Below are 13,424 nucleotides of genomic sequence, written 5' to 3'. Positions count from 1 at the left end.
ATGTATCCCATCGTTGGACATGAAGAGTTGGCTCCGAAGGTACACCGGCTCACCGTCAAGGCGCCCGTGGTCGCAGAAAAGGCCAGGCCCGGCCAGTTCGTGATCCTCATCATCGACCCAAAGGGCGAACGCGTTCCGTTCACCATAAGCGGCTGGAACGTGGAAGAAGGGACCGTGGACTTCGTCTTCATCGAAGTGGGAAACACCACCCGGCAGCTCGCGACGCTCCGCGAAGGCGATCAACTGGCCACCTTCGTGGGTCCTCTCGGAAGACCCGCCGAAGTGGACCACTATGGGCACGTGGTGACGATTTTGAGCGGCTACGGGATCGCGGCCATGTCTCCCATCCTCAAGGCACTGAAAGAAAAGGAAAACCGGATCACCACCATCGTTCAGGCACCCGACCGGGAACGGCTCTTCAATGAAGACGAACTCCGGGCGCTGAGCGACGACCTGATCTTGGCCGTGGGCACCCGGGGTGAGCATATGATGGAAAGCACCACGCTGGCCTTGAGGAAACTCCTGGACCGCCATCCCCGCCACCGTATCGACCGCGTGGTCGCCATGTGTTCACTGTGCCTCATGCGCGTGATTTCCGAAATGACCCGCCCCCAGGGCATCAAGACCATGGTGCACCTCACCCCGGTCATGGTGGACGGCACGGGGATGTGCGGTGCATGCCGGCTGAGCGTCGGGGGCGCCAACCGCTTCGCCTGCGTCCACGGACCCGAATTCGACGGGCACGAGGTGGACAGCTGGGAGGTTTTGATGGCCCGCCGCTGCACCTACGCCGACGAGAGCATTCTGCAGCAGGGGTTCCAGTGCCGCGGGTGTTCCCAGTGGTGAGCGGTGCCGGAAGCGGGGCGCGTTCAAAGGGGAAACCCGGGATTCCGGCCGAGGCCCGGCGTCCCGGACGGTTCCGGCCTTGAGTCGTGAGTCCATCCAAGGAGTTCAGGCCATGAGCGAAACGAAAGATCCCAAGGGATCTCCGCAAAAAAAAGAAAAGAAAAAAATCAACCTCAACCGCGTTGAAATGCCCAAGCAGGACGAAGTGACACGCAGGAGCAACTTCAACGAGGTGGCGCAGGGATACACGTATGAGATGGCCATGGAAGAGGCCGGCCGATGCATCCAGTGCAAGTCGCGGAACTGCCAGCAAGGCTGCCCCGTCAACATCGATATTCCCGACTTCATCAAGGCGCTGCAGGACGGTGATATTGGACGGGCTTCCCGGATCCTCAAGGCCAAGACGTCGCTGCCGGGCGTGTGCGGCCGGGTCTGCCCCCAGGAACTCCAGTGCGAACGGGCGTGCACCCTCAACAAGAAAGGCGCTCCCATAGCCATCGGCCGCCTCGAACGGTTCATCGCCGACTGGGAGCGGGAGCAAGGCGCATCGACCACTCCGGAAATCGCCGCCCCGACGGGAAAAAAAGTGGCCGTTGTGGGTTCCGGACCTTCGGGTCTCACCGTGGCTTCCGACCTGGCGATCCGAGGCCATGAAGTGGTGCTCTTCGAAGCCCTTCACGTGGCCGGGGGCGTTCTCATGTACGGCATCCCCGAATTCCGCCTTCCCAAGGACATCGTTCAGCGGGAAGTCCGGTACGTGCAGTCCCTCGGCGTGGACCTCAGACTCAACACCGTCATCGGCATCAACTACAGCCTGGACGAACTGCTGAACACCGACTACCACGCCGTCTACCTGGCGCCGGGAGCCGGACTCCCCAAGTTCATGGGCGTCGCCGGGGAAAACCTGAACATGGTTTATTCGGCCAACGAATTCCTGACGCGTACGAACCTCATGAAGGCTTACCTGTACCCGGAATACGCCACGCCGGTGAAGATGGGGAAACGGGTGGCCGTCATTGGCGGCGGCAACGTGGCGATGGATTCGGCGCGCTGCGCCGTGCGGCTGGGGGCCCAGGAAGTCTACGTCATCTATCGCCGGACCCGCGCCGAAATGCCGGCACGCCTCGAAGAAGTGGAAAACGCGGAAGAGGAAGGCATCGAATTCCACTTCCTGTGCAACCCTACGGCCTTTTTGAGCGACGGCCGAAACAACGTGGCCGCCATGGAACTGGTCCGCATGCAGCTCACCGAACCCGATGAAAGCGGGCGCCGCCGTCCCGTTCCCATCAAGGGAAGCGAATACATCATGGATGTGGACACCGTCGTGGTGTCCCTGGGCACGTCACCCAACCCCTTGATTCCCGCGACCACGCCGGATCTGGAAGTGACCCGTTGGGGAACCGTGGTGGTGGACAAAAAGACGGGGCGTACCTCCAAGGCCCGGGTCTGGGCCGGAGGCGACATCGTCTCGGGCGGCGCCACCGTCATCAGCGCCATGGGCGAAGGCCGGATCGCGGCCGCGGCCATGCACGACTTTCTGATGAACGGCCATAAGAAGATCATCCCGCCGTCGCCGTCCAAAGACGGAGGGGATGCCTGAACTACCTGTTCTTTATGGAAGAGCCTTCGTTTGCAAGGTCCCAAACGACCCGTTGAAGGAGAACGCATCATGGCGAAAGCAGCAACCAACGTCGCTTCCAACCCGCTCGGCTCCGTCCTCGTCGTCGGAGGCGGTATAGCCGGAGTCCAGGCCGCGCTCGATCTGGCGGAAACCGGCTACTATGTCCATCTACTGGAAAAGACCTCCGCCATCGGCGGCGTCATGGCACAGTTGGACAAGACCTTTCCCACCAACGACTGCGCCATGTGAATTCTCTCGCCGAAACTGGTCGAGGTCGGCCGGCATCGTAACATTGAACTGCTCACGCTGAGCGAACTCCGGGAAGTTTCCGGAGAACCGGGAAACTTCCGGGCGACGGTGTTCCAGCATCCCCGTTTCGTCGATCCCGACAAGTGCACGGGCTGCGGGGAATGTGCCCGGGTTTGCCCTGTGGTGGTCAAAAACGAATACGACATGGGCTTGAGTGAGCGGCGCGCGATCTACCGCCGCTACGCGCAGGCGGTTCCGGGAGCCTTCGCCATCGAAAAGCGCGGGACGTCTCCGTGCAAGGTCGCCTGCCCCGCTCACATTTCGGTCCAGGGTTACCTGGCGCTGGCCGCCGCCGGTCGCTTTCAGGAGGCGCTGAAACTCATCAAACAGGAAAACCCGCTTCCCGCCATTTGCGGCCGAGTCTGCCATCATCCGTGCGAATCGGCGTGCATGCGCGGGCGGGTGGACGAACCGGTGGCCATCAATCCCGTCAAGCGCTTCATCGCGGACCTGGACCTACGGTCCGAAACCCGCTACGTGCCGGAAATCAAGACCCGGCGGCAGGAGAAGGTGGCGGTGATCGGTTCCGGTCCCGCGGGACTGACCTGCGCCTACTATCTCGCTATAGAAGGCTACCAAGTGACGGTCTTTGAAAGGCTTCCGGTGCTCGGCGGCATGCTCACCGTGGGCATCCCCGCCTACCGGCTTCCGCGGGACATCATCGAGGCGGAAATCCAGGTCATCCGGGACATGGGGGTGGCCTTCAAAACCGGTGTGGAAATCGGAAAAGACGTCACCATCGCCCAGCTTCGGGAAGAGGGTTACAAGGCGGTCTTTATCGGGATCGGGGCCCATGAATGCAAGGCGCTGAGGATTGAAGGCGAGGATCTGGATGGAGTGTTCCCCGGGGTTGACTTCCTCCGGGAAGTGAACCTGGGCCGAAGGATCGCCCTGGGGGATCGGGTGGCGGTCGTCGGCGGCGGAAACGTCGCCATGGATGCGGTGCGCACGGCGCTTCGGACGGGATCCAAGAAGCCCTTCGTGATCTATCGGCGAAGCTTCGAAGAGATGCCGGCAAACGCCGAAGAAATCGAAGAGTGCCAGGAAGAAGGGATCGAAATCCTGACGCTTACCAACCCGACCCGGATCATCGGGGAAAACGGCCGGGTTAAAGCCATCGAATGCGTGAAGATGGCCCTGGGGGAACCGGACGCCAGCGGGCGGCGGCGGCCGGTGCCGGTCCCCGGTTCCGAATTCGTGATCGAAGTGGATGCGGTGATTCCGGCCATCGGCCAGGAAACCGATTGGGCGTGCCTCACCCCGGAATGCGCCTGCACTTTGAGCGATTGGGGGACGATGCGGGTGGACCCGCTGACGCTACAGTCCGACGATCCGGACATCTTCGCCGGCGGGGACGCCGTGACCGGTCCCAAGACGGTGATCGAGGCCATTGCGGCCGGAAAGCAGGCGGCTGTATCCATCGACCGGTTCCTTCGCGGTGTGGATCTGCGGGAGGGGCGGGAAAAGGAATGGCAGGCGGTCCAGGATGTTCGAACGGAAGGCTACGACCGAATACCCCGCCAACGGATGCCGCGGCTCGAACCCGAAAAGCGAAAAGCCGATTACCGGGAGGTCCAACTGGGGTTCACGGAAGAACAGGCCAGGAAGGAAGCGTCCCGCTGCCTTGCCTGCGGCGTCTGTTCCGAGTGCTACCGGTGCGTGGACGCCTGCCTGGCGGGAGCCATCCGCCACGACGACGAACCGCGCGTCAGAGAACTCCGGGTGGGAGCGGTGATCCTGGCTCCGGGTTTCGAGCCCTTTGATCCCAAAATCTACGACGCCTACAACTACGCCCACCACCCCAACGTGGTCACGGCTATGGAATTCGAAAGGATCCTTTCGTCTACCGGACCGTTTGAAGGACACCTGGTGCGGCCGTCGGACCACAAGGAAGTGGAACGGATCGCGTGGCTTCAGTGTGTGGGTTCCCGGGACATTCACCACTGCGACAACGGATACTGCTCCGCCGTCTGCTGCATGTACGCCGTAAAGGAAGCCATCATCGCGAAAGAACATGCGGGCGATCATCTGGATGCGGCAATCTTCTTCATGGACATGCGCACTCCCGGAAAAGACTTCGAAAAATACTACAACCGGGCCAAAGACGAAAAAGGCGTGCGGTTTATCCGTTCCCGGGTCCACACCATCGAACCGGTGCCCGGAAGCGACGACCTGACCATTAAGTACGTGAAAGAAGACGGAACGCTCCAGGAAGAAACCTTCCAGCTGGTGGTGCTTTCCGTCGGGCTCCAGGTTCCCAAGGAAACGGTGGAACTGGCGGCGCGCCTGGGTATCGACGTGAACGACAGCCGCTTTGCAGCCACGTCTCCGTTCGATCCCGTGAAGACGTCGAAGCCGGGCATTTACGTGTGCGGCGCCTTCCAGGGCCCGAAAGATATCCCCATCTCGGTCATGGAAGCCTCGGCGGCGGCATCCGAATGCGCCACGCTTCTCGCTCAGGCCCGCGGGACTCTCACCAAGAAGCCGCCGGAACTCACAGAACGCGACGTGACAGCTGAAGAACCGCAAGTGGGTGTTTTCATCTGCCACTGCGGCACCAACATCGCCGGCGTCGTGGACGTGGAGGCGGTGGCCGACTACGCAGAAACGCTGCCCCACGTGGCCTACGTGGAGCGAAACCTTTTCACGTGCGCCCAGGACACTCAGGACAAGATGAAGGAGGTTATCCGCGATCGCAAGCTGAACCGGATCGTGGTGGCGGCCTGTTCGCCCCGGACCCACGAAGCCCTCTTCCAGGAAACCATCAGGGAAGCCGGGCTCAACAAGTACCTTTTCGAAATGGCCAACATCCGCAACCAGGATTCCTGGGTCCACCAGAACGATCCGGAGGCCGCCACCGAAAAGGCGAAGGACCTGGTCCGCATGGCCGTAGCCAAGGTGGCCCTCCAGCAGCCGCTGGAAGAATGCCGGCTGAACGTCACCAAGAGCGCGCTCGTGGTGGGCGGGGGGATCACCGGGATGACGGCGGCTCTCAGCCTCGCCGACCAGGGTTACCCGGTGACGCTGGTGGAACAGAAGGGCGTCCTGGGCGGCCACGGCCGGAAACTCCACCAGACGTGGGATGGGCAACCCATCGCACCGTACTTGGAAGAACTGGTGCAGCGGGTCGAGCGGCACCCGGACATCACGGTGTTCTGCAACGCCGAAGTCAAAGAGGTGAACGGGTTCGTCGGCAATTTCCGAACGCTCCTCCAAGTGGACGGCAAGGAAAGAGAGGTGGAACACGGCGTGGCCGTCATCGCGGTCGGCGCCCATTCCCTCAAGCCCGATGAATACGGCTACAGAAAGAGCGATCGCATTTTCCTCAACCTCGACCTGGACCAGGCCATCAGCGAACGCCGCGATGTGGTCGTCAACGCCCGATCGGCCGCCTTCATCCAGTGCGTGGGTTCCAGAGAACCGCACCGGCCCTACTGCAGCCGCGTCTGCTGCAGCCACTCCATTGAAAACGCACTGCGCCTCAAGCGGCTCAACCCGGATATGGACGTCTATATCCTCTACCGGGACATCCGGACCTACGGCCTCCGGGAAAATCTGTACAAGGAAGCCCGGGCCGCGGGGGTCTTGTTCATCCGCTTCAGCCTGGACCGTAAACCCGTGGTGGACGTGGCCGCCGACGGAACCCTCAAGGTCACCGTGGTGGATCACGTGCTGCAACGGCCTGTGGTACTGCAGCCCGACATCTTAACGCTGGCGAGCGCCATCGTGACCCGAGACTCCGAAGAACTGGCGAAACGGTTCAAGGTGGCGGTAAACGCGGAAGGCTTTTTCCTGGAAGCCCATGCCAAGCTGCGACCGGTGGATTTCGCCACCGACGGCGTTTTCGTGGCCGGGCTGGCCCATTACCCCAAACCGATGGAAGAGTGCATCGCGCAGGCCAAGGCGGCCGCGGCCCGGGCCGCGACCGTGCTCTCCAAAGACTTCATCATGGCGGGAGGCGTCGTCGCCCACATCAACAAGGACCTGTGTTGCGCCTGCCAGGCGTGCGTCATGACGTGCCCGTTTGGAGCCATCAGCTACCTGGAACAGGAAAACAAGTGCGAGGTGAACCAGGCGCTTTGCAAGGGCTGCGGCACCTGCGCCGCCACGTGCCCGTCGGAAGCCATCTCGCTACGGGGATTTACGCACATGCAGCTCTACACCCAGATCGACGAAGCGCTTTCGGCGTAGGACCGACACGGATCTTTCTGGTAAATGCCCCTCACCTTTCCATTCGCCGGAGCCCAAGGCGCGAAGGATGCACCCGCGGAATGGATGATGTTCCTCTCTCCCTGTGATGGGGAAGGGGCTGAAGTGGGGGGACAACGTGACGACGCGGCTTCCAGCCGCCTTAACCGCAAAGAGGACCACACATGGCGGAAGAACGCTTCGAACCGAAAATCCTCGCTTTCCTCTGCAACTGGTGCAGCTACGCCGGAGCGGATCTGGCGGGCGTGAGCCGCCTCCAATATCCGCCCAACATTCGGGTGGTGCGCGTGATGTGTTCCGGGACCGTTTCCCCGCACCACGTCATTCACGCGCTGCAGCGGGGAGCCGACGGTGTCCTGGTGGCAGGCTGCCACATCGGCGACTGCCACTACCTGAAGGGCAACTACATGACCTTGAAACGCGTCACCTTCGTCAAGGAACTCATCCGGTTTGCGGGCTACAACCCGGAACGGCTGCGCCTGGAATGGATCAGTTCGGCGGAAGGGGTCAAGTTCGCCGAGGTGGTCCGGGATTTCACGGAAAAGATCCGCTCCCTCGGACCGGCGCCGCCACTGGAAGCGAGTCCTCGGCTGGCCGTGGGCCTTTAACAACGGCTTGTGGGAGCGGCCTTGCCTGCCCCCAGAGACGGCCCGGGAAACCAGGCGGCCCGCATCGCTAAAAACGGCCTGTAGGAGCGGGCTTGCCTGCCCCTCCATTACACTGTAGGAGCGGCCTTGCCCGCGATCGCCGAAACCCGACAGAGCGCTCAACCCAGACAGGATAAACCCCCATGAAGACCAAAGTGCGACAGTTGCTGGAAGAAGGCCGCGTGGACGCCTTTTTGGCCTATAAAACGATCCACGGCCTCCCCTTTCCGTATCTTTTCACGAAAGAAAACACCGACGAGTTGGAAAGCTGGGCGCCGTTCAAGGCGCGCTATCCCATGACCAAGCTGCTGTTGATGCAGGCCCGACAGCATCCGGAAAAGACCTTCGGGGTGCTGGTCCGCGGCTGCGAAGAACGCGCCGTTCACGAACTATTCAAGTGGAATCAGCTCGATCCCGAAAAGGTGGTGGTGCTGGGCCAATGCTGTCCGGAAGATCTGGCGCGCTACTGTGAATGCTGGAAGCCCTATCCTGACACGGTCGATTACGGCGAACCCGTGGAAGCGGTCACGGAAAGCCGGCGGGTAAAGGAACTGGAGGCCATGCCGGAAACGGACCGCCTCTCGTGGTGGCTCACCCACTTCAACCGGTGCATCAGGTGCTTCGGCTGCCGGGACGTGTGTCCCGTCTGCTTCTGCACGGAATGCAGCCTGGAACACAGTGAACTCATCCCGGCGGGAAAGCTCCCACCGGATACATCCTTCCACCTGGTGCGGGCCGTCCACATGGCGGGCCGTTGCATCGACTGCGGCTTGTGCGAAGAAACCTGCCCGGCCAACATCCCGCTCCGCGCCCTCTACAAGCGGGTCAACCAGCTGGTGGAAGATATTTTCGCATACAAGACGGGCCTCCCCGACGGCAAATCGCCCTTCACCATACTGGGAGAAGAAAGCCTCCTGCCGCCGGGCCCCCGGTAGGCCCGTCAGCCCCCTTCCCCTTCCCTCAGCCCAAGACGACCAAGCGCTCCGCTCCTGCAATGGGCCACCTGTAGGAGCCCCGCCCCCCCGGGCCGATGGGGGGCGGGCATTCGGGTTGGCTCATCCCGGCTAACGTCTAAAGTCTAGACTGTAGACTGTAAAGTCTAATGTCTAAACTCTAGCCTCTCCCATCGCGGCGGGGGCGCCGCTCCCATAATGCCCGCTGCTGCCACAAAAACCGTGTAGATTCAATGCACTGAGAACAAAACGTTCAGCGTGTCCCGTGACCGCCCCGACGAGGGGCTTCAAATCGGAGCCGCACCTTGCTATAGTGGCGCCAGGTCTTTTTTCTCCTCCCTGACCCCAAGTCTCTGGAGTTTGTGGCATGATGGCATTCACTTGGACGACACGTTCCGGCCGGCACAGCAGTCGGCCCTGTTCCATCTTCGAATCGATTTGCCGTAGGATCTGCCGCACCCAGCGCGATCTGGAACCTCACGTGCTGGAAGCGGTGATTTCCCTGGCCGTCGAAATCGCCCGGGAAGGACGGGAAGGCCGCCGCATCGGCACACTCTTCGTCGTAGGGGATTCCGAAGGCGTCCTGCGGAACTCCAAGAACCTCATCCTGGACCCGCTCCTGGGGCACCCGGATCCGCTTAAGTCCATCGAAAGCCCCGACATGCGGGAGACGGTCAAGGAACTGGCTCAATTGGACGGAGCCTTCGTCGTTTCCGGTCAAGGCATCGTGATTTCGGCATGCCGGTATCTCAACGCCTCCGCGGAAGACATCCAGATCCCCCTGGGTCTCGGAAGCCGCCATATGGCGGCCGCTTCCATCACACGGCAGACAGAGGCCGTGGCGGTGGTGGTCTCGGAGAGTTCCGTGGTTCGGGTCTTCGACCGAGGGGAACTCATTTCGGAAATCCTTCCCGAAATCTGGCTCCTCAGCCGCTACAGTGTGCACCTTTCCGGGCCGTACCGGGAAGAGACGGAGGCGGACGTGACGGTGGTGAGCAAGGCGGAATAAATCAAATCCAACGGCTTTCAGGAGAAAAAGGTCATGAACAAGACGGTGACGCTCAAATTGTTGAACCCCGTCCTGGCGGTCCTCCTGCTCAACCAGCCGCTAAGCGGACTGCTCTACAGCACCTTCGACCTGGAATTCTTCGAAGGACTGCACATCGGCGGAGGCGTGGCGCTCCTCGTTGCGGCCGCCATCCACGTGATGCTGAACTGGAGCTGGGTTCGGGCCAACTTCCTTCAGCCCCGGCGCTGAGGATGCTTCGGCGGCACCTGAAGCGACCCGCAAGACGCCACCGCCCGGCCGCACCCCCACGGAACGAATCCATGCGACGCACCGGCTTCCTCTACGACGACAGATACCTGCTCCACCGCACGGGGCCTTACCATCCCGAATGCCCCGAGCGACTGAAGGCCGTCTACCAGGGCATCGCCGCCGGCGGCCTGCTCGAAAAGGTGCACCGGATCACCGCGAGCGTACCCGAGCAGCGATGGATCGAGCGGGTGCACCCGCGCGAGTACATCCACCGCTTCCAAGAAGCCTGCCTGAACGGCGTCCGTGAGTTCGACTCGCCCGACAACCAGATGTGCCCGGAGACCTTCCACGTGGCCCTGCTGGCGGTGGGCGGCATCCTGGAAACGGTGGACCTGGTGATGCGCGGGGACCTGGACAACGCCTTCTGCGCGGTGCGCCCTCCCGGACACCATACGGAACCGACCCGGGCCATGGGCTTTTGCTACTTCAACAACATCGCCATTGCAGCCCGCTACATCCAGGAACGCTGGGGCCTCGAAAAGGTGGGGATCATCGACTTCGACGTCCATCACGGAAACGGCACGCAACTCATCTTCGAAGACGACCCCACGGTCTTCTATTACAGCATTCACGAGCATCCCAGTTTTTCCTATCCGGGAACCGGGCGTGAATTCGACATCGGCAAGGGACCCGGAAGGGGTACTACTCGGAACCGGCCCGTCATTCCCGGAACCAGCGACGCCGAGTACCTGGAACTCATGAAGCCGGAGATTTCCAGGCTTCTTGACGCGTTCCTCCCCCAGGTGATCCTCGTTTCCACCGGGTTCGACGCTCATGCCGATGACGACATGGCCGATCTCAAGCTTTCCACCGAAGCGTTCACGCAGATCATACGGATCATCAAACAGGTCGCGGACCGGCTCTGCACTGGCCGCCTGATTTCGATCCTGGAAGGCGGCTACTGCCTCCAGCACCTGCCCGAACTGGCACGGAACCACGTGTCCGTATTACTCGAAGATTGAAACCGCCGGTTCTCCCTCCTTCCCCACCGGCACGCGTTTCGACATTCTTCACAGACGGTCACTCAGCGAACAGGAGCACGCATGTTTATCAGCAGATCCATGACGCGAAAGGTTTTCACACTGAAACCCGGCGACAGCCTCATCCACGCCCGGGAATTCATGAAGGCCAACCGCATTCAGCACGTTCCCGTGGTGGACCCTGAAGAGCACGTGGTCGGGGTCATCACCGACCGGGACCTGCGGACGGCCCTGCCGTCGAGCCTCTACTACCAGACCGGGAGCCCCGAGGAACGAGCCAAACTGGAGCGTTTCCGCGTGGAAGACGTGATGACCCAAAACGTGATCCTTCTTTCCGTGCGGGACACCATCCAGGACGCCCTGCTCCTTATCTTGAAGCACGAAATCGGCTGCCTCCCCGTGGTGGATGAAGCCCAGAAACTTGTCGGCATTGTCACCGTGAAGGACCTGCTGCGGTCGTTTGTCAGCGTCCTCGGCATCGGAGAACCCGGCACCCTCCTTTGCATCGTGGTGGAAGACAAGCTCGGCCAGATGAAGCAGATCGTGGACACCATCTACGAAGAACGCATTTCCATCGGAAGCATCCTGGTGGCAAGGTATTGGGAACCCGGAAAACGGGCCGTCTTTCCGTACGTATTCAGCATCAACGTCGGCCCCTTGAAGCGCCGCTTCAAGGAAAAGGGCTACACGCTCCTCGATCCGCTGGAATGGTACCTGGACGTCGAAAAGCGGAACCGAAAAGATTGAGGGGAGAGGATGCGGATGGACTATGAGGTCATCGTGATCGGCGCTGGTCCGGCCGGCATTTTCACTGCGCTCACGCTGTCGCGATGCGGCGTGGGCCCGGTCCTCATCCTGGAACAGGGAAAAGAACTGGCTCAAAGGGATCGTGCCCGCAGCCGCGACATGCTTTGCGGCTGGGGAGGCGCGGGCGCCTACAGCGACGGCAAACTCACCATCTCGCCGGAAGTCGGCGGGTTTCTGAACGAATTCATGGACTGGCGATCCCTCCAGCAAATCCTGGAAGCCGCCGATCGCGTTTACGTGGAACACGGCGCGCCCGATCGCATCTTCGGAGATGCGTCGCCAAGAACCGAAGAACTCGCCGATCGAGCCCGCCTGGCCGACCTCCTGCTCATCCCCATGCGCATTCGTCACATCGGAACGGAAAACTGCCGCGTGGTTCTCGATCGCCTGAGACGTTCCCTGGAAGGCCGGGTCGACGTCCGCCACGGGTGCCGCGTGAACAGCATCCTGGCAGAAGGAGGAAAGGCCCGCGGGGTTCGGCTGACCGACGGCGATACCGTGTCGGGTCGGTTCGTGGTGGCGGCTCCGGGCCGCTCGGGGGCGGGCTGGATGAAAAAGGAAGCCGCAGCCCTGGGGCTCAAAACCATGGCGAGCCCCGTGGATCTGGGCGTCCGCGTCGAACTGCCGGCACCCGTTCTGAGGGAAATCACCGATACCGCTTACGAAGCCAAGCTCGTCCACTACTCCACGACCTTCGATGATAAGGTCCGAACGTTCTGCATGAACCCCTTCGGCGAAGTGGTGATCGAAACGGTCGACGATATCGTCACCGTGAACGGTCACAGCTTCGCGGAGCGCCGGACCGAGAACACCAATTTCGCCATCCTGGTGAGCAGTGCGTTTACGGAACCCTTCGACGACCCCATCGGCTACGGGCTCTACATCGCCCGTCTGGCAAACCTCTTGGGAAAGGGCGCCATCGTACAGCGGCTGGGAGACCTGCTGGCCGGGCGGCGAAGCACGCGGGAACGGATCCTGCGGTGCCTAACCCGCCCCACACTTCAAGACGCCACCCCCGGCGACTTGAGCTTCGTCCTCCCTTACCGCCACCTGGTGAGCATCATCGAAATGCTTCAGACGCTGGACAAGCTGGCCCCCGGCGTCGCCTCCCGCCATACCCTCCTTTACGGCGTGGAAGTCAAATTTTACTCGAACCGCATCCACGTTTCTCGGGAGATGGAAACCGAGGTGGCAAATCTCTTCGCCATCGGAGACGGCGCCGGCATCACCCGCGGGCTGCTTCAGGCGTCGGCCAGCGGCATCCTGGCCGCCCGCGCCATCGCCGCGCGTCTCGGAAAACCCACAGTTGAACATTGAACATTGAACATCGAACATCGAACGTTGAATGATGAATGGGAAAAGATGAAGAAAGGCTACCAGAGTGACCCTCCGAGGTACATCCAGATGGCCTTGAAGCAGCAGGCGCATCAGCTTCGTTTCCCCTCGTTCCCAAGCTGGAGCTTGGGAACAAGGTGGAATGTTCGATGTTCGACGTTCATCTTTAAAAAAACAGTCCAATGGCACAAATGCAACCCGTGGATGTTTACAAAATAACTTAGCGCTTATGGGGGATGCCCCTTGACCCTCCAGGAGGCATCATCGCACCCCCTTCAACCCTCCCCATTTTGCACCACCTTCCGCTTCCCGGCGCGCACACGGAAAATGCCGGCGTTCCCCGACTTTTCCCTTCGCCTGCGAAATCCCTTCGCCCAGATTGACAGCAACTGTCTCTTC

The 13,424-nt window shown here is 61.5% G+C and carries 10 protein-coding genes; all 10 read left to right on the top strand.

Annotation, left to right across the window (positions count from 1 at the left end; genetic code table 11):
• Positions 1-846 carry a sulfide/dihydroorotate dehydrogenase-like FAD/NAD-binding protein gene (locus FDQ92_RS10795; protein ID WP_137424894.1) on the top strand — a complete coding sequence of 282 codons (846 nt, stop codon included), beginning with the start codon at positions 1-3 and terminating at the stop codon, positions 844-846.
• A 112-nt stretch (positions 847-958) separates the two neighbouring features.
• The gene (gltA, locus tag FDQ92_RS10790) at positions 959-2,446 is read left to right on the top strand and encodes an NADPH-dependent glutamate synthase (protein WP_137424893.1); all 1,488 of its coding nucleotides are present in this window, start codon (positions 959-961) and stop codon (positions 2,444-2,446) included.
• 69 nt (positions 2,447-2,515) lie between these two features.
• Entirely contained in the window at positions 2,516-6,967 is a 4,452-nt protein-coding gene (locus FDQ92_RS16285; RefSeq protein WP_170180305.1) for an NAD(P)-binding protein, read from the top strand.
• A 182-nt stretch (positions 6,968-7,149) separates the two neighbouring features.
• A complete protein-coding gene (locus FDQ92_RS10775) occupies positions 7,150-7,593 on the top strand; it encodes a hydrogenase iron-sulfur subunit (protein WP_137424890.1) in 444 nt (147 codons plus the stop codon).
• A gap of 182 nt (positions 7,594-7,775) precedes the next feature.
• Positions 7,776-8,567, top strand: coding sequence for a 4Fe-4S dicluster domain-containing protein (locus tag FDQ92_RS10770; RefSeq protein ID WP_137424889.1), 792 nt, complete (start codon positions 7,776-7,778; stop codon positions 8,565-8,567).
• Positions 8,568-8,952: 385 nt separating this feature from the next.
• Complete coding sequence (locus FDQ92_RS10765; protein WP_246041675.1) at positions 8,953-9,594, top strand: DNA integrity scanning protein DisA nucleotide-binding domain protein; 642 nt, start codon at positions 8,953-8,955, stop codon at positions 9,592-9,594.
• 33 nt (positions 9,595-9,627) lie between these two features.
• Positions 9,628-9,843 carry a DUF4405 domain-containing protein gene (locus FDQ92_RS10760; RefSeq protein WP_137424888.1) on the top strand — a complete coding sequence of 72 codons (216 nt, stop codon included), beginning with the start codon at positions 9,628-9,630 and terminating at the stop codon, positions 9,841-9,843.
• A 71-nt stretch (positions 9,844-9,914) separates the two neighbouring features.
• A complete protein-coding gene (locus FDQ92_RS10755) occupies positions 9,915-10,865 on the top strand; it encodes a histone deacetylase family protein (RefSeq protein WP_137424887.1) in 951 nt (316 codons plus the stop codon).
• A gap of 81 nt (positions 10,866-10,946) precedes the next feature.
• A complete protein-coding gene (locus FDQ92_RS10750) occupies positions 10,947-11,630 on the top strand; it encodes a CBS and ACT domain-containing protein (RefSeq protein ID WP_137424886.1) in 684 nt (227 codons plus the stop codon).
• Positions 11,631-11,645: 15 nt separating this feature from the next.
• Complete coding sequence (locus FDQ92_RS10745) at positions 11,646-13,007, top strand: NAD(P)/FAD-dependent oxidoreductase (RefSeq protein WP_246041673.1); 1,362 nt, start codon at positions 11,646-11,648, stop codon at positions 13,005-13,007.
• The last annotated feature ends 417 nt before the right edge of the window (positions 13,008-13,424 follow it).

This window comes from Desulfoglaeba alkanexedens ALDC, from assembly GCF_005377625.1.
Classification (GTDB): Bacteria; Desulfobacterota; Syntrophobacteria; order Syntrophobacterales; family DSM-9756; genus Desulfoglaeba; species Desulfoglaeba alkanexedens.
This window is presented reverse-complemented; position numbering and strand designations above follow the sequence as displayed.